We start from the raw sequence: 21,675 nt of genomic DNA on the forward strand, positions 1-21,675 counted from the left end.
GCTAGTAGTTACACGGGCCAGTAGTTACACGGGCTCCACGGAGACAGCCACTCTTTCTTCCCCGATCCGGGTGAGGACCAGGGTGGCTGTCTTCTTGCCGGTTTTGCCTGCGCCCTTGCCCCCGGGGAGCAGCTGCTTGCGCAGCTCCTCCGGGGTGACGGACGTGCCGCGCTTCTTGATGTCCAGCACGCCGATGCCGTTTTCCCGGACCCAGGCTTTGAGGGCCTTGACGTTGTAGGGCATGACCTCCACTACCCGGTAAGCCCTCGCAAACGGAGTGTCCAGCAGCTCCGGGGCACAGATGTAGGCGATGTGCTCGTCCACGAGGTGGCCGCCCAGATCGAGGGCCAGATCGGCCACGAGCCCGGCCCGGATGACGGCGCCGTCCGGCTCATACAGGAAACCCTCCACCGGGCCCACGGGGGCCACCGGTCCGGCGTCGAACTCCTCCCCGCTGGTGAGTTCCGCCGCGCCCTCCGGCCCGATCACCAGGGCCGCCCGGCGGATTCCCGGACGGGCCACGGCGTTGAACCACAGCGTGACTTCCGTGACGTCGCCGCCCACCGAGACCCATTGGGCCTCGCAGCCGGCGGGCACCGACTCGTGCGGCATGCCCGGCCCCATTTTGACGCCGACGGCGCGCCCCGCGGCGGCCAGCGATTCCACGAAGGACAGCGGGGGAGAGAACGCCTCGGGGTCCCAGATCCGCTTGGTGCCGGACGTGGTGGTGGTGCGCCGGGCAGGGTCCAGCCAGACGCCGGTCCCGTCCTCCAGCGGCACCGACGTCGCGTCCGAATGGACCACCCTGGCGTGCGGAAAGGGAATGAGGTTGATCGTGGCGCAGGCGGCGGTGGTCTCGTCCACTTCCACGGCGGTCACGGCGATGTCCAGCGACGCGAGGGCCATGGCGTCCGCGCCGAGGCCGCAGCCCAGGTCGGCAACGTGCCGGACGCCCGCCTGGGCAAAGCGCTGGGCGTGCCGGGCCGCCACGTTGAGCCGGGTTGCCTGCTCCAGGCCGGCCTGGGTGAAGAGCATCTGCCGGGCAAATTCGCCGAACTTGGCCTCTGCTTTGGTCCGGAGCCGTGACTGCGTGAGGACAGCGGACACCAGTTCGGGGGAGTGGCCGGCCTTGCGGAGGCTTGAGCTGAGGGTGAAGGACTCGTCCTCCCGGTAGGGTCCGAGCGAGGCCAGCAGCTCCCAGCCTTCTTCTGTGAGGAGCGGGGCGATCTGGTCCTGCGGTGCTTCAGACATGGGATCAAGCCTAGTGGAGCGGCCGCCCCAAGCTCTTCCCGCTAGGGTGGTCTGAATGGAATCCAGCGAAACGCCCACCCCAGGTCAGTCCGACTCTGGTCAGCCCGAAAGCACCAGCCCTGGTCCGGTGCAGCATAGCCGCCTGGTCCGGTACGCACGCCCGGCGCTGATCGTCGGAGCAGTGGTCGCCGTCGTCTGTCTGGTCCTGCTCGTGATCATCTTCCTGCTGGACTCCTTCAATGCCACCGTCTACTCGGTGGGCGGCAAGAACATCAGCGACGCCACCGAGGAAGCCCGACAGATCAGGGACCTCTACCTGGGTGCGCGTGTCGGCGGCATTGTGGTGCTCATTGTCTCGGCGGTAATTGCGGTGGCGGCCGCCGTCGTGCTTGTCCGCGAACAGCGGAAAGCGGGGGACGAGGACGCCGACGGCGGCGAGGAGCTGGGGTTCGACGACCTCGCCGGACGCTGACGGCTGCGCCCCGCTGGGTTACGGCGGATGAAATTCTGGCACTCACCTTGACCGAGTGCTAACCCCTTACATAGAGTCATCATTAGCACTCTCCCTAGGAGGGTGCTAACACACGAAGAGCTGCCAGCCTGGCTGCTGCCGGCACCGCGACGACGGTCTGCCGCCACGGCGCAACAGTTTTTACTGTCCATGAATTTTGACGAAAAGGAGAGGTCCGAGTGTCGGTCTCTATTAAGCCTCTTGAGGATCGCATTGTTGTCCGCCCGCTCGAAGCCGAGCAGACCACGGCTTCCGGCCTGGTCATCCCGGACTCCGCCCAGGAGAAGCCGCAGGAAGGCGAAGTTGTTGCAGTAGGCCCCGGCCGCTTCGAAGACGGCAACCGCGTACCGGTCGACGTTGCCGTTGGCGACGTCGTCATCTACTCCAAGTACGGCGGAACCGAAGTCAAGACCGGCGGCACCGAGTACCTCGTGCTCTCCGCCCGCGACGTTCTGGCGATCGTCGTAAAGTAACTCTTTGGATCCCCGTGCCGCTGTCCGCGTCTGAATTCATTCCGACCGGGCGGCTGCACGGGGTTCTGTCTTGAAAGGACAAACCATGGCAAAGCAGCTTGCGTTCAATGACGCTGCCCGCCGGTCGCTCGAAGCCGGCATTGACAAGCTCGCCAACACGGTCAAGGTGACGCTTGGTCCCCGCGGCCGCAACGTCGTGCTGGACAAGAAGTGGGGCGCACCCACCATCACCAACGACGGCGTGACCATCGCACGGGAAGTCGAGCTCGACGACCCGTACGAGAACCTTGGCGCCCAGCTGGCCAAGGAAGTCGCCACCAAGACGAACGACGTCGCCGGTGACGGTACCACCACCGCAACCGTGCTCGCCCAGGCACTGGTCAAGGAAGGCCTGCGCAACGTTGCTGCCGGCGCCGCCCCGGGCCAGATCAAGCGCGGCATCGAGGTCTCTGTCGAGGCCATCGCAGCCCGCCTGCTGGAGAACGCCCGTCCCGTCGAGGGCAGCCAGGTGGCCAACGTTGCCGCCATCTCCGCCCAGAGCGACGAGGTGGGCGAGCTGCTCGCCGAGGCATTCGGCAAGGTGGGCAAGGATGGCGTGATCACCATCGAGGAATCCTCCACCACGCAGACCGAGCTGGCTCTGACCGAAGGCATGCAGTTCGACAAGGGCTACCTGTCCCCGTACTTCATCACCGACACCGAGCGCCAGGAAGCGGTCCTCGAGGACGCCCTCATCCTGATCAACCAGGGCAAGATCTCCTCGGTGCAGGAATTCCTGCCGCTGCTGGAGAAGGCGCTGCAGAGCTCCAAGCCGCTGTTCATCATCGCCGAGGACGTCGACGGCGAGGCCCTGTCCACGCTGATCGTCAACCGCATCCGCGGCACCCTGAACGTGGTTGCCGTCAAGGCTCCGGGCTTCGGCGACCGCCGCAAGGCCATGCTGCAGGACATCGCGACGCTGACCGGCGCCCAGGTTGTGTCCCCGGAACTGGGCCTGAGCCTGGACTCCGTGGGCCTCGAGGTGCTGGGTACCGCCCGTCGCATCACGGTGACCAAGGACAACACCACCATCGTCGACGGCGCAGGTTCGGCCGAGGACGTATCGGCACGTGTTGCCCAGCTGCGCGCCGAGCTGACCCGCACCGACTCCGACTGGGACAAGGAAAAGCTGCAGGAACGCCTGGCCAAGCTGGCCGGCGGCATCGGCGTGATCAAGGTCGGCGCAGCCACCGAGGTTGAGCTGAAGGAAAAGAAGCACCGCATCGAAGATGCAGTGTCCTCCACCCGCGCCGCCCTCGAAGAAGGCATCGTGGCCGGTGGCGGTTCCGCCCTGATCCACGCGCTGAAGGCACTCGACGAGGACCCGGCTGTCACGGCACTCGAAGGTGACGCGGCTGCTGCCGTCGGCATCGTCCGCCGTGCACTGGTCCAGCCGCTGCGCTGGATCGCCCAGAACGCCGGCCACGACGGCTACGTCGTAGCCGCCCGGGTTGCCGAGCAGGACAACAACCACGGCTTCAACGCCAAGTCCGGCGAATACGAGGACCTGATCGCGGCGGGCGTCATTGACCCCGTCAAGGTCACCCGTGCCGCCCTGCGCAACGCGGCTTCCATCGCCGCGCTGGTGCTCACCACCGAAACCCTCGTGGCTGAAAAGCCCGCCGAGGAAGACGAGCACGCAGGCCACAGCCACTAGGCTGCAGCCCGCCCTCGCGGTGTCACAAGGAGGCCCGTCCAGCTGCTGCTGGCCGGGCCTCCTTTTGCGCTTCCAGAAGCGTTTTCGCAGCTGAGACGCCGGTCACACCCCGCGCGTTGGATTCGTCTGGAATGTCACGAAACGGTAACATGGGTACTTTGTGTTGCCGTTTGAGGGGTTATCTGTGCCAGAAGCGAGATCGACGGACCCGCTGAAAAGCATGCCGCGCGAGGAGCCGGCGGGAAAAGAGAGCCATGAGCCGAGGGCTGCACGCCTGAAGGCCAAGCCGGGTTACAGGCCCGAGGTCCAGGGCCTTCGCGCCCTGGCGGTACTCATGGTGGTCACGTACCACGTGTGGCTTGGCCGGGTTTCCGGCGGCGTGGACATCTTCCTCCTCATTTCGGCGTTCCTGCTGACCATGTCCTTCGTCCGCAAGGTGGAGAAGGGCACGCCGCTACGCCTCGTGAGCCATTGGCTGCACCTCTTCAAGCGGCTGATCCCGGCAGCCGTCGTCGTTATTCTGGGTGTGCTGGCCGGAACCTGGCTGGTGCTGCCGCAGAGCCGCTGGCCCGACGTCCTCAATGAGGCCTGGGCATCCCTCCTCTACGGGCAGAACTGGCTGCTGGCCAACACGGCCGTGGACTACTACGCGCAGGACCACTCCGGAGCCAGCCCGCTCCAGCACTTCTGGTCGTTGTCCATCCAGGGGCAGGTCTTCATTCTCTGGCCCCTCATCTTCGCCGGCTCCGCCCTGGTGTGGCGGCTGCTGCGGCGCCGCCGGGAGGTCAGCTACCGGACTGTCCTGATGGTTGCCTTCGGCGGCATCTTCATCGCTTCCCTGGTGTTCTCGATCGACCAGACGTCCAGCAACCAGGCCTATGCCTACTTCGATACGCGGACCCGGCTGTGGGAGTTCGCACTGGGATCGCTGCTGGCACTGGCACTGCCCTACCTGAAACCGGGCAAGGCGCTGCGCGTCGTCCTGGGCTGGGCCGGTCTCGCCGCGATGATCTCCTGCGGCCTGGTGCTCACCGTGGACAGGTCCTTCCCGGGCTTCATCGCGCTGTGGCCCACCCTGGCCGCGGCCGCCATCATCGTCGCGGGGCAAAGCGGCAGCCGATTCGGCGTGGACCGGATCCTGTGCTCAAAGCCGCTGGTGGCCCTGGGGGACAACTCCTATGCCCTGTACCTTTGGCACTGGCCGGTGTTGGTGCTTTCTTTGGCCGCCACCGGTATTGCCAAGCCCAACCTCGTTCAGGGCCTCGTCATCGTGGGCTGCTCCGTGGTGCTGGCCGTCCTGACCACCCGCTTCGTCGAAAAGCCGCTGCGCGAATGGCACTGGCCGCAACTGCGGGCCTGGCGCACCGCCGTCGTGATTGTTGCCTGCGGCGCCCTGCTGGCCGGGCCGGTCGCGGTATGGCAGACGAGGCTGAATGCCGAGGAAGCGGCAGCAGCGGCGCAGCCGCGCGAGCTGACTCCCGGTGCCGCCGCGCTGGCGCCGGAAAACGCCGGCAAGCCGACGCCGGAAGCCACCGTGATTCCGGCCCCGGCCGCCATGAAAAACGAGTGGGCGGACATCGACGGGCTGTGCACCGACGACAACGTCCCCAGCGACCCGCTGCTCAACGGCTGCCTGCAGAACAGCAAACCGGACCAGGTCATCAAACGGATCGTGGTGCTGGGTGACTCCCACGCCCAGCAGTACATGGCCGCCCTCGGCCCCATCGCCCGCGACCACGGCTGGGAGGTGGTCACCCTCCTGAAGGGGAACTGCCGGTACGGGGCTGAATCCGCGGAGCGCGACGCCGACTGCAACGCCTTCAACAAGGCCAGCGCCGCATACGTGATGGAGCACAAACCGGACGCGGTGTTCACTGTGGCATCCCTCACGCACAAGGAAGCTCCGTTCGAAACCGAGGTGCCCGGCTACCTGGAGGGCATCAGGCAGTTCACCGACGCCGGGATCGACGTGGTGGGCGTCCGGGACAACCCCCGCTTCGCCATCAACATGCCCGAATGCGTCCAGAAGTACGGCACCGACGCGCCGGAGTGCAACCCGCCGCTGGGTGAATCCCTCGCCGCCAAATCGCCGCTGGACGCGTACCGGGGCAAGGTGGACGGACTGCACCTGATGGACATGAGCGACTTCATCTGCGCGGGCGGCATCTGCCCGGCCGTGGTGGGCAACGTCTACGTCTACAAGGACGACAACCACCTCACCAAGACCTACGTCCAGTCCATGATTCCGATGTTCGAGAAACGGTTCCTGGCCGCCACGGGGTGGAAGTAACCAGCTCCTGATAGTGCCCTTGCTCACAATGCCGGCGCGGAATATGGGGATCGCCGCCAAGGTTCTAGTATTAATTCAATTCCTCCAGCAGCACCCCCGGCCCCGCTTTAACCAGCACAGGGCCAACCCTGCACAGGCCAGTCCCGTAATGACGGGCTGGTCATCGGCTGCAACCCCTACCCGTGAACCTGTAAACCAAGGTAAGAGGCGCACTCATGACCCAGCCCGAGCACGACCCCTTCGGCTTCATCGGCCTGACGTACGACGACGTCCTGCTGCTTCCCGGCCACACCGACGTGATCCCCTCCGAGGCCGACACGTCGTCCCGGATCTCCAAGCGCATCAGCGTGCAGACGCCGCTGCTTTCCGCGGCCATGGACACCGTCACCGAGTCCCGCATGGCCATCGCCATGGCACGCCAGGGCGGCCTCGGCGTCGTCCACCGCAACCTCGCGATCGACGACCAGGCGGACCAGGTGGACCGCGTCAAGCGCAGCGAGTCCGGCATGATCACCAACCCGCTCACCATCGGTCCCGAAGCCACGCTGCAGGAACTCGACGAGCTGTGCGCCCGGTACCGAGTGTCCGGCCTTCCCGTGGTCGACGACGGCAACCGCCTCCTCGGCATCGTCACCAACCGCGATACCCGCTTTGTGCCGGAATCGGACTTCCCGATCCGCCTGGTCAGTGACGTCATGACCAAGATGCCCCTGGTCACCGGCCACGTCGGCATCAGCCGCGAGGAAGCCTCGCACAAGCTGGCCACCAACAAGATCGAAAAGCTCCCGCTGGTGGATGACCAGGGCCGCCTGAAGGGCCTCATCACCACCAAGGACTTCACCAAGGCCGAGCAGTACCCGCTGGCCACCAAGGACGATGAGGGCCGGCTGCGCGTCGGCGCCGCCATCGGCTTCTTCGGTGACGGCTGGGAACGCGCCATGAAGCTGATCGACGCCGGCGTTGACGCCCTCTTCGTCGACACCGCCAACGGCCACTCGCAGGGTGTGCTGGACATGATCCGCCGCCTGAAGTCCGATCCCGTTGCGGCGCACGTGGACATCATCGGCGGCCAGGCCGCCACCCGCGAAGGCGCCCAGGCGCTGATCGACGCCGGTGCCGACGGCATCAAGGTGGGCGTCGGCCCGGGCTCCATCTGCACCACCCGCGTGGTGGCCGGCGTGGGCGTTCCGCAGATCACCGCCATCTACGAGTCGGCCAAGGCGGCCATTCCCGCCGGCGTTCCGCTGATCGCCGACGGCGGCCTGCAGTACTCGGGCGACATCGGCAAGGCGCTGGTTGCCGGCGCCGACACCGTGATGCTCGGCTCCCTGCTGGCCGGCTGCGACGAGTCCCCGGGTGAGCTCATCTTCGTCAACGGCAAGCAGTTCAAGAGCTACCGCGGCATGGGCTCCCTCGGCGCCATGCAGTCGCGCGGCAAGAACACGTCCTACTCGAAGGACCGCTACTTCCAGGCCGACGTCTCCGGCGATGACAAGCTCATCCCCGAGGGCATCGAAGGCCGCGTGGCCTACCGCGGCCCGCTGGCATCGGTGGCTTACCAGCTGGTCGGCGGCCTCCGCCAGACCATGTTCTACACCGGTGCCCCGACCGTTGCTGAACTGAAGGCCCGCGGAAAGTTCGTCCGGATCACCCCGGCCGGCCTGAAGGAATCGCACCCGCACGACATCCAGATGACCGTCGAGGCACCGAACTACGGTTCACGCTAGAAGCGGGTCGCGCCGACGGGCCGCCGGGATTTTTCCCGGCGGCCCGCCGTCGTCTCCGGTCACACCTGCGGGATTAGGCTGGAGCCATGTCCCAACCACGCCATCCCGCCGAACTGAGCCCCAAAAGGGAACCCCGGCGGCGGCTGGCACTGAAGCCCTACGCCCGCGCCGTGGCCCAGGTCCTCCGCGTCAGTTTCCGCGCCTCGCCGGGTGCCGTGCTCATGAAGGTGGCCGGCTCGCTGATCTCCGCGGTGCTGCCGCTGGTCACCACCTACTTCGCCGGCCTGACCACCACTGCGCTGGCGGCCGCCTACAGCGGGGACTCCGACGCCGGGCAGCAGGCCATCGTCTACGTCGTCATCACCGCCGCGCTGGGCCTGTTCTGGGGCGCGTTCGGCAGCCTGGACCGCTACATCCAGCAGGTCATGAGCTTCAGGGTGGGGGCCATCGTGGGCGACCTGATGTACGAGCGGTTCCTTGCGCTGGACTTCTGGCGGTACGACGACAAGGAAACGGTAGACCTCTACGACCGCGCCAAGCGGTTCTCCGACTCCTATGCCAGGGTCCTGGACCGGATCGCGGCCATCTTCACGCAGCTGGTCTCGGTGATCCTGGCCATTGGCGCGCTGCTGCTGGTGAGCTGGTGGATCGCCGTGATCGTGCTGGTCGCGATCGTCCCCAGCGTCTACCTGCAGTTCAAGCTGTCCCGCGAGCAGATCGCGCACTGGAACACGCAGGTGGATTCGCGGCGGCAGCGGCGGATGATCGAGACCAACCTGCTCCGCCCGCAGCACATCGCCGAGATGCGCCTCTACGGGATCGTCCGGTACCTCATGGAACTGCGCTCCCGGCTCCGGGACGCTGACGAGAAGCGCCGGCTGGATTTCCAGAAGAGGTACATCCCCAAGCAGCTGGCCGCCGACGCGCTGCAGTATGCCGCCGAGGTTGTCTCGCTCATCTGGGTGGTGGGCCAGATCATCGCCCGCGCCCAGCCGGTTGGACAGTTCCTCTACGTCCAGCAGATCGTCAGCCGCGCATTGTCCACGGCGAACAACCTGGTCTCCTCGCTCAGCTCCATCGACGAGGACCTCGCCAACCTCAAGGACTACGAGCTGTTCATGGCGCTGCCCGTGCATTCCAGCCACGCACCGCCGCTGCCCGAGGCCCCCAAGACGGTTGAGCTGCGCGACATCCGCTTCACCTACACAGGCAGTGACATCGAGGTGATCCGCGGCATCAGCATGACGATCCGAGAGGGCCAGCACATCGCCATCGTGGGGGAGAACGGCGCCGGAAAGTCCACGCTGATCCGCATCCTGGCAGGGCTGTACCGCCCGGATTCCGGCCAGGTGATGCTCGACGGCGTGGACCTCGCCGCCGTCGACGTCACCTCCTGGCACCGCCACCTGGCGGTGCTGAGCCAGGAGTTCCTCAAGTACGAGTTCGCCACGGCCGCTGAAAACATCCTGTTCGGCGACGTCGATTCACCCCGCGACGACGAACGGATTGGCCGTGCGGCCTCGGACGCCGAGGCGCTGGAATTCATCAACAAGCTGCCCAACGGCCTGGACAACCACGTCAGCAACTGGATGGAGGATCCGCGGGGCCGGAAGGGGAGCGGACTGAGCGGCGGGCAGTGGCAGCGTCTGGCCATGGCGCGGAACTTCTACCGGAACGCCGCCTTCATGGTCATGGACGAGCCCACCTCCGCCATCGACGCGCTGGCGGAGCACCGCATCTTCACCCGGCTGTTCGCCGAACGCAGCAGCACCATCATCGCCATCAGCCACCGGCTGGCCACGATCGAGAAGGCTGACATCGTGTATATGCTGGAGGACGGCCGGATCGTGGAGCAGGGCACGCACCGGGAACTGGTGGCACTTCGCGGCCGCTACTTCCGGATGTTCGAGTCGCAGCTCAGCGTTGAGGAGGCCGGCGGGATCTGAGCTCCCGTTCCCGGCAGTGCCGGACGTCCGGGCTCCCGGGCTGGCAACGGCGGCCGGCGGGCTGACGGCAGCCAGTCAACGGGTGTGCACGGCAAGCGGCCGGGGCACCGTCCGCAGGAGTGCGCCCAGGAGGGCCCTGCCGCCGGTGGCTGCCCGGATCACCAGCGGACCGGCGTCGACCGTCAACGATTTACCTGCCGCCACGGCGGACACCTCCACGAAGGGGACCTCCTCGAAGCGGTAGGTGGTGGCAATGCAGCCCGGAAGCGGTTCCGATGCCTGCGATGTGCCCGTCGATGACCCAGCGTTTGCCCATCCGGCCACTGTAGCCAACGCCTCTGTCGCCGGGGCATGCCTCCCGGTGTCCCGGTCCTCAGACAGGTGTTCGGCTGGGATAACCTAGAGCAGTGACTTACGAGATTGAGATTGGCCGTGGCAAGCGTGGGCGTCGTGCCTACTCCCTGGATGACATTGCGATCGTCCCCAACCGTCGCACCCGTGACCCCAAGGACGTCTCCGTCTCGTGGCAGATCGATGCCTACAAGTTCGACATGCCGGTCATCGCGGCTCCCATGGACTCGGCCATGTCGCCGGCGACGGCCATCGCTCTCGGCAAGCTCGGCGGCCTGGGCGTCCTGGACCTCGAGGGACTCTGGACCCGGTACGAGGACCCGCAGCCCGTGCTGGACGAGATCGGCGCGCTTGCGGACGAAACCAACAGCCCGGCCGTCACGCGCAGGATGCAGGAGCTCTACCAGGCACCCATCCAGCCCGAGCTGATCACGTCCCGGTTGGCCGAAATCCGCGCCGCCGGCATCACCGTGGCCGGCTCGCTGACCCCGCAGCGCACCCAGGAACACTACAAGACCGTGGTGGCTGCCGGCGTCGATATCTTTGTGATCCGGGGAACCACGGTTTCCGCCGAGCACGTCTCGAAGGACCACGAACCGCTCAACCTCAAGCAGTTCATCTACGAGCTCGACGTTCCGGTCATCGTGGGCGGCGCCGCGGGCTACACGCCCGCCCTGCACCTGATGCGCACCGGCGCGGCCGGCGTCCTGGTCGGTTTCGGCGGCGGTGCCACCACCACCACGCGCCGGGCACTGGGCATCCATTCGCCCATGGCCTCCGCCATCTCCGACGTCGCCGCTGCCCGCCGCGACTACATGGACGAGTCCGGCGGACGCTACGTCCACGTGATCGCCGACGGCGGGATGGGCACCTCGGGTGACATCGTCAAGGCCATCGCCATGGGCGCGGACGCCGTCATGCTCGGCACCGCCCTCGCCCGGGCGGAGGAAGCCCCCGGAAAGGGCTGGCACTGGGGCCAGGAAGCCCACCACCTGGAGCTGCCCCGCGGCGACAGGGTCAACATCGGAACTGTTGGTCCGCTCGAAGAGGTGCTCTTCGGGCCGGGCCACCACACCAACGGGACCTCCAACCTGATCGGCGCCCTCCGCCGCTCCATGGCCACCACCGGGTACTCGGACCTCAAGGAGTTCCAGCGGGTCGACGTCGTGGTTTCGCCCTACGCCGGAAACTGAGCTGCGGCGCCGGCAACGCAGTCCGCACCCTGCCCATCGGCAGACGATCGAAGTACTCTGGTGAACTACAACGTTTGATGAGGATGGAGGCCTGTCATGACCGGTTTCGGTGATCGTCCGGCGGCGACCAGGGGCGCGTTGGGGCCCGAGGCGAGGGAGGCCGCGCTTGCGGCGCTGAAGGCTTCGGCGGAGCCGGGCAAGGAACTGGACATCCTCATAGTCGGCGGCGGCATCGTCGGCACCGGCGTGGCCCTGGACGCGGTGACCCGCGGCCTGAGCGTCGGCATCGTGGAAGCCAGCGACTGGGCCGCCGGGACGTCGTCGAGGTCCTCCAAGCTCATCCACGGCGGCCTCCGTTACCTGGAAATGCTCGACTTCGCACTCGTGAAGGAAGCGCTGCAGGAACGGGGGCTGCTGCTTTCCGAGCTGGCGCCGCACCTTGCCCGGCCGGTGCCGTTCCTGTACCCGCTGAACAAACGCTTCGTCGAGCGGCCGTACATCGGCGCGGGCATCGCGCTGTATGACGGCATGTCCATTTCCGGCGGCCACAAGCGCGGCGTGCCGTTCCACAAGCACCTCTCGCGCCGGGGCACCCTGCGCGCCGCCCCGAGCCTGAAGGACGACGCCTTCGTCGGCTCGATCCGCTATTACGACGGCCAGGTGGACGACGCGAAGTATGTGGCCAACCTGGTCCGCACCGCCGCCTACTACGGTGCACACGCGGTCAACCAGACCGCCGTCGTCGATTTCCTGCGCGAGGGCGAGCGGGTGGTGGGCGCCAAGGTGGTCAACCGCGAGGACAACTCCAGCTTCAACATCCGCGCCAAGCAGGTCATCAACGCCACGGGGGTCTGGACCGACGAGACCCAGGCCATGGTCACCGAGCGCGGCCAGCTGAAGGTGCGCGCATCCAAGGGCATCCACCTGGTGGTGCCGCGGGACCGCTTCCAGTCAACAGTCGGGCTGATCCTGCGGACCGAGAAGTCCGTGCTGTTCGTCATCCCGTGGGGGCGGCACTGGATCATCGGCACCACGGACACCGACTGGCACCTGGACAAGGCACACCCCGCGGCGTCCAGCAAGGACATCGACTACCTCCTGGAACACGTCAACAAGGTCCTGAAACGGCCCCTTACCCGGGAAGACGTGGAGGGTGTGTATGCCGGGCTCCGGCCGCTGCTGGCCGGGGAAAGCGACTCCACAGCCAAGCTCTCCCGCGAGCACGTTGTGGCCCATCCGGTGCCCGGACTCGTTGTGGTGGCAGGCGGAAAGTGGACCACCTACCGCGTCATGGCCAAGGACGCCGTGGACGAGGCCGTCCGCAGCATGGACGAGCGGGTGCCGCCGAGCTGCACCGAGACCATCCCGCTGCTGGGGGCCAGCGGGTTCAAGGCTGCCTGGAACCGCCGCAACCGGACAGCCGAGGAATCCGGAGTGCACGTGGCGCGCGTGGAGCACCTGCTGAACCGCTACGGATCCATGACCTCGGAGGTGCTGGCAATCATCCAGGACCGGCCCGAACTGGCCGAGCCGCTGCCCGGCGCCGACGACTACCTGCAGGCCGAGGCGGTCTACGCCGCAACCCATGAGGGCGCCCGGCACGTGCACGACGTCCTGACCCGGCGCACCCGGATTTCCATCGAGGCGTGGGACCGCGGTGTGTCTGCCGTCCCGGTAGTCGCTAAGCTTATGGGAGAAATTCTTGGCTGGAGCGATGCGCAGCGGGAAAGCGAAATCAAGCATTACCTTGCGCGGGTGGAAGCCGAACGGCTGAGCCAGCAGCAGCCCGATGACGAGTCGGCGGATGCTGCCCGGCTGGGTGCGGAGGATATCGTCCCGCTGCGCTGAGCTCGCGACCTGCCGCCGGACAGGCCCCGGCACCACTGAAGGGACACCACTTGGCGGAACCACTGGACCGTTACGACGCGGAACTCACCACACCGGACATGGTGATCCTTGAAATGGATGCCGAGGACAAGGTGGACGCGGCCAGCCAGCTGGCCCGGACGCTGTTCGACGCCGGCCGCGTCTCAGACCTCGAGGGCTTCCTGGGGCACGTCAACGCCCGGGAACACCAGCTGGCCACCGGCCTGCCCGGGGGAGTGGGACTGCCGCACGCCCGCAGCGAATTCGTCTCCGAGACGTCAATCGCCGTGGGGATTACCAAGTACGGCAAGGCCCTGGACTTTGGCGCCGCAGACGGTCCTGCCACCGTGGTGCTGCTGATCGCCACGCCCGCGAGCTCGTTCTCCGACCACCTTGAAGTGCTTGCCACCCTGGCGCGGTCCCTGTCCAAGGAGTCCTTCCGGGAATCGCTGCGCCGGGCCTACGATGCCGAGGTCATCGCCGAGCTCATCAATTCCAGCCTGGTGTTCTTCGACCACTGAGCGCGAACGTACAGTTGAGCCCCGCCGAATCGCGCGAACGTACAGTTGAGCCCCGTCGCCGGGGGCCTCAACTGTACGTTCGCGCTACCCGCGGTTCGTTGTTCTACACACGGACGAAGTAACGTTAAGGGGTGTGGAAAACAGCCCTCCAGCCCCGATGGATCGCAGGCCTGGTCTTTGCGATCGCCGTTTCGGGTGTCTTTGTGCTCCTGAGCCAATGGCAGTTCGGACGTTCCACGCAGCCTGAAGTGCCCGTCAACCCCACCACGGAGCAGGTCCAGGCCCTGACGAAAACCCTGCAACCCGGAGACTTCTTCCGTGGCTCGGTGGCGGACCAGATGGTCACGGCGTCCGGCACCTACGATCCGGCCAGGCAGGTCCTGATCCCGGGCCGTCTCAAGGACGGCAAGAGCGGCTACTGGGTGGTCACGGCCTTCGCTGTGTCCGATGCCCCAGTGCTCCAAGGCGCGGCAGCGTCACCCAAAACCTACATACCGGTGGCCCGCGGCTGGATCGCTGCTCCCGCCGACGCCAGCGCCCCGCCGTCGGGCATCATCCGGCTGACCGGACGGCTGCTGCCGTCCGAGGCCCCAGTGCCCAACACGGCCCCCGAACCGGGACAGGCGACGGCCGTCTCGGTGGCCGAACTCATCAACGACTGGAACGTCAGCAGCTACCCGGCCTTCGTTTCCGCCACGGCGGAAAAATCAGGAACGGCCGACGTCGGTGCTGCCGCCGGCAGCGGACTCGAGCCGCTCAGCATTGCCGCGCAGCCGCCGGCCGCGAAGGTCAACTGGCTGAACCTGTTCTACTCCGTGGAGTGGATCGTTTTCGCCGGCTTCGCGCTCTTCATCTGGTGGCGGCTGGTCAAGGACGACTACCGCAGAAGCCTCGAGGACGCCGAGGATTACGACGGACCAGAACCTACCCAACCCAACGAGATCCAACAAAAGGTACAGCCATGATCGAACCCAAGCCGGCCATCCAGCCCTCCAACCCGACCGGGGCGGCAAAGAAGCGACGCTTTGGCGGCACCGAGGCGCAGATCCGCTCTGCCCTGAAGTTCTACAAGGTCATGGCTTACCTCACGGGTGCCATGCTGCTGCTGCTGTGCGCGGAGCTGGTTGCCCGCTACGGCTTCGGCCAGTACCTCTTCGCCGGCGGAACGGACGCCCTGACCGGCCAGCCGTTCGGCTTCGGATTCACCCAGGCCGAACCGAAAGGCGTCCTCGGCGGGTTCAACGTGTCCGTCACCGTGCTCATCGTCCACGGCTGGATGTACGTGGTGTACCTGATGTCCAACTTCCGGCTGTGGACGCTGATGCGCTGGCCGTTCGCCAAGATGATCCTGCTGGCACTCGGCGGCGTGGTGCCGTTCCTGTCCTTCATTGTGGAGAAGAAGTTCCACGCCGAGGTGGAGGCCGAGCTCGCGGCCAACCCGCAGGCCGCCAGCCGCTACTGATTTGCGTTCCGTGCATCACAGCGGGGCCGCTCAAGATGCGTCGGGGCAAGCCTGCAAAGTAGGCTAGTACGGTGACTACTCCCACTGCATCCCAAACTTCCCAGAAGCCGGTGCTGGTTGTTGACTACGGTGCCCAGTACGCGCAGCTGATTGCCCGCCGCGTCCGGGAAGCGAATGTGTATTCGGAAGTGGTTCCGCATACCTACAGCACTGAGCAGCTCCTGGCCAAGAACCCTGCCGCCATCATCCTGTCCGGCGGACCCGCCAGCGTCTACGCCGACGGCGCCCCGAGCGTCGGTGCCGACCTTTTCGAGGCCGGCGTCCCGGTCTTCGGCATCTGCTACGGCTTCCAGGCCATGGCCAACGCCCTCGGCGGCAAGGTGGACAAGACCGGCCTGCGGGAGTACGGCTCCACGCAGACCACCATCCTCGGCGAAGGCCGCTCCGTCCTCGAGGGAATGCCGCAGCACCAGAACACCTGGATGAGCCACGGTGACTCCGTCCACGCGGCTCCCGAGGGCTTCGAGGTGCTGGCCACCACTGCCGGCGCTGAGGTTGCCGCGTTCGCCAACGAGGAGAAGAGCCTGTACGGCGTGCAGTGGCACCCCGAGGTGAAGCACTCGGCCTACGGCCAGCAGGTGCTGGAGAACTTCCTGTTCAAGGGCGCCAAGCTGGAACAGAACTGGACCACGGGCAACATCCTTGAAGAGCAGGTGGAGCGCATCCGCCAGCAGATCGGCGATGCCCGGGTCATCTGCGGCCTCTCCGGCGGCGTGGATTCGGCCGTTGCGGCAGCGCTCGTCCAGCGCGCCGTCGGCGACCAGCTGACCTGTGTCTTCGTCGACCACGGGCTGCTGCGCGAAGGCGAGGCCGAGCAGGTGGAGCGCGACTTCGTCGCCGCCACCGGCGTGAACCTTTACGTGGCCAACGAGCAGGAGCGCTTCCAGGCCGCGCTGACCGGCGTCAGCGATCCCGAAACCAAGCGCAAGATCATCGGCCGCGAATTCATCCGGGCCTTCGAGGAGGCCGAGCGCGCCATCATCGCCGACGCCGCCGCACACGGCGAAAAGATCAAGTTCCTCGTGCAGGGCACCCTGTACCCGGACGTCGTCGAATCCGGCGGCGGCGAGGGCGCAGCGAACATCAAGAGCCACCACAACGTGGGCGGCCTGCCGGAGGACCTGGAGTTCGAGCTCGTCGAACCCCTGCGCGCCCTGTTCAAGGACGAGGTGCGTGCCGTGGGCGCCCAGCTCGGCCTGCCCCAGGAGATCGTCGGCCGCCAGCCGTTCCCCGGCCCCGGCCTCGGAATCCGCATCGTCGGTGAAGTCACCAAGGAACGCCTGGACCTGCTGCGCAAGGCAGACGCCATCGCCCGCGCCGAACTGACCGCTGCCGGACTCGACAACGACGTCTGGCAGATGCCCGTGGTGCTGCTAGCGGACGTCCGGAGCGTCGGCGTCCAGGGCGACGGCCGCACCTACGGCCACCCGATTGTGCTGCGCCCCGTCTCCTCCGAGGACGCCATGACGGCCGACTGGTCACGGCTTCCCTACGACCTGCTGGCCCGGATTTCCAACCGGATCACCAACGAGGTGGACGGCGTCAACCGCGTGGTGCTCGACGTCACCAGCAAGCCGCCGGGAACCATCGAGTGGGAATAGCGTTGTAAGAATGGCCGGTCTCCGCAGGGAGGCCGGCCATTTTGCATTCCCGGGTATCGCATCCGGCATGGCGGGCAACGGTGCGAAATGCGCCGCAACTTGGGCCGACCCAGTGTTGCGGTCTCTCAACCGCGGCGGTTTCCGGCTACGCTCGAAACTATGCCCGTATGGTCCAAGGCGTCACGCGCAAGCGCAGAAAAGAAGGCAGTAGTGTCAGTAGGTCAGGTCGACTCCGAGGGTTCGGAGGAGCTCAGGAAGTGGCTGTCCGGGCTCAAGCCCGTTACAGGGGCAGACACCATGCTGCGCTTCACCAAGACGCCCGAGGGTTCCATCGACCTCACGCACGCGCACCCTTCGGGCCTGGCGCAGCTCATGGCCGGGCGCCGGACTCGGCTCTCCACGCTGATCCGTGACCAGCAGCAGTACGTCGTGGCCGCCCGGGCCTGCCGGAACCTGCGCTCGAAGATTTTCGAACTGGCCAATGACCGCGGCATCGAGGCCGGGTACTTTTCGGCCGGCACCGTGGTGTGGACCTCCGCCGTCGGCGGCAAACCGCAGCGCGTCTCGGCCCCGGTGATGCTGACTGCCATGTCGCTCACGATCCGCCCCGGCGAAGACGACTACGAACTCCAGCTCACGGAGCAGGCGCGCATCAACCCCGCCCTGATCCGTCACCTCAAGACCGTGCACGGGATCGTGTTCGACGTCAACGCGGTGACACGGATGGCGTACAGCACCGCGCGGTTCGACCCCCTGCCCGTGCTGGACCGGATCAGCACCCTGGTCAAGCCGATCCACGGCGCCGACGTGGAGCACAACCTGCTGGTCTCGAGCTTCGCGGACCTTTCCGGGAACCTCGACGATCCGTGGATTAATGGTCGGAACACACTGGTGGCCTCGCTGGCCAAGGCCGCATCGGGTGAAGTCGTCGACGTGCCCGCGCTCGAGCCCGGACGTTTTCCCAGTGTTGACGAGCGGGACCCGGCCGAAGAGCTGCTCCTCCTCGACGCCGACGCCGACCAGCAGTATGTGGTCGACGCCGTCCGTGCCGGGGACTCGCTGGTGGTAAGCAGCCCGCCCGGCACGGGCCAGACACAGACGGCCATCAACACCATCGGTGCGCTCGTGGACGAAGGCAAGACCGTCCTGGTGGTGGGGGACCGGCGTGCCAGCCTCAACGAAGTGGCCGGACGCCTCGAAAACCTGGGCCTGGACTCCATCCTTTTCCAGCTGTCCGGAAACGCAACGCCACAGCAGCTCAAGGGCCAGCTGGTGCGCGCCATCGTGCGCAACGAGAAGGCCCAGGAACCGCAGCTCGGCAGCCTGCACAAGACCCTCACCGAGCACCGCCATGCGCTTCTGGACCACGTTGCGTCGCTGCACAACGTGCGGCAGCGGTGGGGCTGCTCGCCGTACCAGGCCATGCAGTCGCTCGCGGAGCTGACGTCCATCCAGCCCGCCCCGGCCACCACCGTCCGCCTGAAGCGCAGCGTCCTGGACAGCATCCGGGACCGCGAGGAACTCGCCGGCCGGCTGAAGCGCGCGGCCGAACTCGGTGCGTTCAGCAGGGCATCGACCACCAGCCCCTGGCACGGCGCGCGGCTGGTGACGCGCAAGGAAACCGAGGAAGCCCAGGAGCTGGCGCGTGCGGTGGCGAAGAAGCTGCCGCTGCTGCAGGAGCGGATGAACGAGGTGGCCAGCCACGCCGAAATCCGCCTGGGCACCACGTTTGCCGAATGGGGCTCCCAGCTCAAGCTCCTGGTGGCCGTCCGCGAAAGCCTGGACAAGTTCACCCCGGACATTTTCGACCGGCCCGTGACTGACCTGATTTCCGCGACGGCGTCCTCGTCCTGGCGCAGGGAGCGCGGCATCGACATGGCCTCCATGCAGCGGTCCCGCCTGCGCCGGGTGGCCAAGGAATACGTCCGTCCGGGCGTGCACATTGCCGATCTTCACAGTTCCCTGGTGCTGGTCCAGGAACAGCGTGCCCAGTGGGCCGGGTACGCCACCACACAGCGGCACCCGGCGGTGCCGTCCGGCCTGGCGGAGATCAGCATCATGCACCGCGGACTGACCCGCGAGATGAAGATGCTGGGCGAGGCACTGCGGCATACGGCTGCCGGCGGCTCGCTCGAAAACATTCCGTACCCGGAGCTCATGGAGCGCCTGGAACGGCTGGTCTCGGACACGCAGACGCTGCAGACCCTGCCCGAGCGCACGCTTCTCATCGAGAACATGCGCGAGCACGGGCTGGGGGAGCTGCTGGCGGACCTCTCGGAGCGCGAGGTCGGTGCCGGGTCCGTCGCCGCCGAGCTTGACCTGGCCTGGTGGCAGTCGGCGCTCGAAGCGATGATCAGCGGTGACGACTACCTGGCCATGTCCGACGGCGACGCGCTGCGCCAGCTGGAGGCGGAGTACCGGCTCGCCGACAACGCCCATATCGCCAGCGGCGGCGGGCGGCTGCGGTGGAAGCTGGCCGAGCGCTGGCGCGCGGGCATTGAGGAGCATGCCCGCCAGGCTGACCTGCTCCGGAGCCTGCTCAAGGACGGGCGGGTCACACTGGCCGCGCTGACGGCGCAGGCACCCGGGCTCGTCCCCATGCTGGTGCCTGTCTGGTCGGTCAGTCCGTACCTCATGACCGGACTCCTGCCTGCCGAGCAGAAGTTCGACGCCGTGGTGATCCTCGACGCGGAGGCGACGTCGCTGCAGGCGGTCCTTCCCGCCGTCGCCCGTGCCCGGCAGGTGATCGCCTTCGGCGACGACAGGATCTCCAGCCCGCGCACCTTTACCGTTGCGGTGGAGCGGCTCGCTGCCGGCGAGCAGTCGCACCAGAGCGTCGAAAGCGCGTTCACGGCACTTTCTGCGGTACTGCCGACGGCGCCGCTGCGCTCCGTTTACCGTGCGGTGGACGAGGACCTGGTGCTGCAGCTGAGCAAGAACTTCTACGACGGCGGCCTCCGCCGCCTCCCCGAGGGCCAGTCGGCCACGGGGCTGGATCGTGCGCTGACGGTTGAGTACCTGCCCGACGGCACGGGCCTGCCCAGCGCGGACCACGAGGGCGTCGAATCGGTGGTGGCCGAGGTGAACCGGGTGGTTGAACTCGTGTTCGAACACGCCCGGCTCCGGCCCCGGACCTCGCTGGCGGTGGTGACTGCCAGCCTCCGGCACGCGGCACGCATCGGCGAGTCCATCCGGCTGCAGCTGCCCAACCATCCGTCGCTCTCCGGATTCTTCACGGCAGGTGATGAATCCTTCCGGGTGGTGGACCTGGAGCGTGCTCAGGGGCTGGTCCGCGACCGCGTGATCTTCTCGCCGGGCTACGGGCGGACACCGCACGGCCGCGCCCTGCACAGCTTCGGCCCGCTGTCCGCCGAAGGCGGCCGGGCCAAGTTTGCCCTGGCCATGACCCGGGCCCGGCAGTCGCTGCATGTCCTGACGTGTTTCAAACCGGAGGACCTTGACCGGACGCGGCTGGCCCACGGTGCCGTCGACCTTTTCGAACTTCTGGACCGGGAGATCTCCGGCAACACCGACCTGGGGACCCCAGCTTCGCGGGCAGCGGCAAGCGAACAGGCGCTGGGAGCCGATCCGCTGGTGGCCGACCTCGGCGACCGGCTGCGTGCCCGCGGTGCCCGCGTCTGGCACCAGTACGACGGTGCCATCGACGTGGTGGCCGCGGCCGATCCGCTCAGCACCATGGGCCAGGACGAAGCCGACATTCCACGGCCGGTCGCCATTGAATCGGACGGCACCGAGCAATACCGCCAGATGACAGTCCGGGAACGCAGCCGGCTGCGCCCCCAGTTGCTGGAGCGGCTCGGCTGGCGGTACATGCCGCTGTGGACCATCGAGGTGTTCACCGATCCCTCGGCCTGCGCCGACAGGATTGGCGGGTACCTGGGGCTTGAGAAGCCTGCTCCGCCGGGGCGCTCTGGTGGGTCGCCGGGATTCTTCCTGGATGACGACGTCAGCACCCTCGCGGTGGGCGACTTCGAGTCTGAACCGGGGGACGAAGCGGGGTACGGGAACCTGGACGGCCGCTTCGGTGACGACCCGGGCGAGGACGGCGCCGAGAGCGGCTGGGACGCGTCTCGCCGGGACGCAGCGGAGGCGGTCCCGGAGCACCAGGTCTCGTTGGATGCGGACAAAACCGACATCGATCAGACAGAGGCTGGCCAGCGGGACACTGATCAGGCAGAGGCGGATCAGGGGGACACCGATCAGGGAGACACTGATCGGGCATACCCTGGCCGAACGGACCAGGGGGCCTCTGGTTCCGGCGCGCCCGGCGCCGGCGTAGGCTTCGGATCTGAGGCTGGCGCGGACGGGCTGGCCACGGAACGGAAGGAGGGCCCGCTGTGATATCAGACGGCGGGGCCGAACGCGAAGACGGGGCCGAACGCGAAGCCGAGGCCGAACGCAAAAACGTGCAGGCAGCGGCACCGGAGAAGTCCGCAAAGGGCCGCCGTGCCAAAGCCGGCGGGCAGGAGCGGACAGGGGCGGTCCCCAAGACGGCGGCCGAGGACGACCCGCGCACTTGGGGCGACGCAGAATCCGGCAACGATCACGACGCGTGGCTGAAGGAGCAGAAGCCCCCGCACTGGGGCTGAGCAGCCCGGCAGACACGCCGAGGATCCACACAGACCGCAGGATTGGCAAATCCCCGAAGATTGGCAAAGCGCTGGGGATTCGCAGAGCCCCGAGGACTTGCCCGGGGCAAGGAACCC

General features: G+C 67.2%; 16 protein-coding genes. 14 read left to right on the plus strand and 2 right to left on the minus strand.

Going from position 1 to position 21,675, the window contains the following annotated elements:
* Positions 1–24: 24 nt before the first annotated feature.
* Complete coding sequence (locus tag ACFQ50_RS04900; protein ID WP_377994384.1) at positions 25–1,251, minus strand: methyltransferase domain-containing protein; 1,227 nt, start codon at positions 1,249–1,251, stop codon at positions 25–27.
* Positions 1,252–1,306: 55 nt separating this feature from the next.
* Here ACFQ50_RS04900 and ACFQ50_RS04905 point away from each other — a divergent pair, with 55 nt between their 5' ends.
* The 6 genes from ACFQ50_RS04905 (at position 1,307) to ACFQ50_RS04930 (ending at position 9,894) form a co-directional block, all read left to right on the plus strand.
* On the plus strand, positions 1,307–1,723 hold the full coding sequence (locus tag ACFQ50_RS04905) for a hypothetical protein (protein WP_377994385.1): 417 nt from the start codon (positions 1,307–1,309) through the stop codon (positions 1,721–1,723).
* A 218-nt stretch (positions 1,724–1,941) separates the two neighbouring features.
* A complete protein-coding gene (gene groES / locus ACFQ50_RS04910) occupies positions 1,942–2,235 on the plus strand; it encodes a co-chaperone GroES (RefSeq protein ID WP_003805290.1) in 294 nt (97 codons plus the stop codon).
* Between the two features lie 85 nt (positions 2,236–2,320).
* Positions 2,321–3,931, plus strand: coding sequence for a chaperonin GroEL (gene groL, locus ACFQ50_RS04915; RefSeq protein WP_377994386.1), 1,611 nt, complete (start codon positions 2,321–2,323; stop codon positions 3,929–3,931).
* Between the two features lie 220 nt (positions 3,932–4,151).
* Complete coding sequence (locus tag ACFQ50_RS04920; protein WP_377994444.1) at positions 4,152–6,221, plus strand: acyltransferase family protein; 2,070 nt, start codon at positions 4,152–4,154, stop codon at positions 6,219–6,221.
* Between the two features lie 215 nt (positions 6,222–6,436).
* Positions 6,437–7,948 (plus strand): IMP dehydrogenase, encoded by a 1,512-nt coding sequence (gene guaB, locus ACFQ50_RS04925; RefSeq protein ID WP_377994387.1) that lies wholly within the window; start codon positions 6,437–6,439, stop codon positions 7,946–7,948.
* 86 nt (positions 7,949–8,034) lie between these two features.
* Entirely contained in the window at positions 8,035–9,894 is a 1,860-nt protein-coding gene (locus ACFQ50_RS04930; RefSeq protein WP_377994388.1) for an ABC transporter ATP-binding protein, read from the plus strand.
* Between the two features lie 75 nt (positions 9,895–9,969).
* Here ACFQ50_RS04930 and ACFQ50_RS04935 read toward each other — a convergent pair whose 3' ends face one another.
* Positions 9,970–10,218: a hypothetical protein gene (locus ACFQ50_RS04935; protein ID WP_377994389.1), complete on the minus strand. Its 249-nt coding sequence runs from the start codon at positions 10,216–10,218 to the stop codon at positions 9,970–9,972.
* A gap of 83 nt (positions 10,219–10,301) precedes the next feature.
* Between ACFQ50_RS04935 and ACFQ50_RS04940 the strand changes: the two genes are divergently transcribed.
* From ACFQ50_RS04940 to ACFQ50_RS04975, 8 genes are all read left to right on the plus strand, one after another.
* Positions 10,302–11,438, plus strand: a complete 1,137-nt coding sequence (locus ACFQ50_RS04940; RefSeq protein WP_377994390.1) for a GuaB3 family IMP dehydrogenase-related protein — start codon at positions 10,302–10,304, stop codon at positions 11,436–11,438.
* Positions 11,439–11,534: 96 nt separating this feature from the next.
* Positions 11,535–13,286, plus strand: a complete 1,752-nt coding sequence (locus tag ACFQ50_RS04945; RefSeq protein WP_377994391.1) for a glycerol-3-phosphate dehydrogenase/oxidase — start codon at positions 11,535–11,537, stop codon at positions 13,284–13,286.
* Positions 13,287–13,336: 50 nt separating this feature from the next.
* A complete protein-coding gene (locus ACFQ50_RS04950) occupies positions 13,337–13,825 on the plus strand; it encodes a PTS sugar transporter subunit IIA (protein WP_377994392.1) in 489 nt (162 codons plus the stop codon).
* A gap of 131 nt (positions 13,826–13,956) precedes the next feature.
* Complete coding sequence (locus ACFQ50_RS04955; protein WP_377994393.1) at positions 13,957–14,790, plus strand: SURF1 family protein; 834 nt, start codon at positions 13,957–13,959, stop codon at positions 14,788–14,790.
* Entirely contained in the window at positions 14,787–15,287 is a 501-nt protein-coding gene (locus ACFQ50_RS04960) for a DUF3817 domain-containing protein (RefSeq protein ID WP_377949564.1), read from the plus strand. Before ACFQ50_RS04955 ends, ACFQ50_RS04960 begins: the two co-directional genes overlap by 4 nt.
* A 71-nt stretch (positions 15,288–15,358) precedes the next feature.
* The gene (gene guaA, locus ACFQ50_RS04965) at positions 15,359–16,948 is read left to right on the plus strand and encodes a glutamine-hydrolyzing GMP synthase (protein ID WP_377994394.1); all 1,590 of its coding nucleotides are present in this window, start codon (positions 15,359–15,361) and stop codon (positions 16,946–16,948) included.
* A 159-nt stretch (positions 16,949–17,107) separates the two neighbouring features.
* Entirely contained in the window at positions 17,108–21,310 is a 4,203-nt protein-coding gene (locus tag ACFQ50_RS04970) for an AAA family ATPase (RefSeq protein WP_377994395.1), read from the plus strand.
* The gene (locus tag ACFQ50_RS04975) at positions 21,307–21,558 is read left to right on the plus strand and encodes a hypothetical protein (RefSeq protein WP_377994396.1); all 252 of its coding nucleotides are present in this window, start codon (positions 21,307–21,309) and stop codon (positions 21,556–21,558) included. Before ACFQ50_RS04970 ends, ACFQ50_RS04975 begins: the two co-directional genes overlap by 4 nt.
* Positions 21,559–21,675 lie beyond the last annotated feature (117 nt).

The organism is Arthrobacter sp. NPDC056493, from assembly GCF_042795115.1.
Classification (GTDB): Bacteria; Actinomycetota; Actinomycetes; order Actinomycetales; family Micrococcaceae; genus Arthrobacter.

Bases quoted from the DNA above. Each gene is read 5' to 3' on its own strand.
- ACFQ50_RS04960 (WP_377949564.1), top strand. From the start codon at position 14,787: ATGATCGAACCCAAGCCGGCCATCCAGCCCTCCAACCCGACCGGGGCG.
- ACFQ50_RS04920 (WP_377994444.1), top strand. From the start codon at position 4,152: ATGCCGCGCGAGGAGCCGGCGGGAAAAGAGAGCCATGAGCCGAGGGCT.
- ACFQ50_RS04930 (WP_377994388.1), top strand. From the start codon at position 8,035: ATGTCCCAACCACGCCATCCCGCCGAACTGAGCCCCAAAAGGGAACCC.
- ACFQ50_RS04900 (WP_377994384.1), bottom strand. From the start codon at position 1,251: ATGTCTGAAGCACCGCAGGACCAGATCGCCCCGCTCCTCACAGAAGAA.
- guaB (WP_377994387.1), top strand. From the start codon at position 6,437: ATGACCCAGCCCGAGCACGACCCCTTCGGCTTCATCGGCCTGACGTAC.
- ACFQ50_RS04970 (WP_377994395.1), top strand. From the start codon at position 17,108: ATGCCCGTATGGTCCAAGGCGTCACGCGCAAGCGCAGAAAAGAAGGCA.
- ACFQ50_RS04905 (WP_377994385.1), top strand. From the start codon at position 1,307: ATGGAATCCAGCGAAACGCCCACCCCAGGTCAGTCCGACTCTGGTCAG.
- ACFQ50_RS04945 (WP_377994391.1), top strand. From the start codon at position 11,535: ATGACCGGTTTCGGTGATCGTCCGGCGGCGACCAGGGGCGCGTTGGGG.
- groL (WP_377994386.1), top strand. From the start codon at position 2,321: ATGGCAAAGCAGCTTGCGTTCAATGACGCTGCCCGCCGGTCGCTCGAA.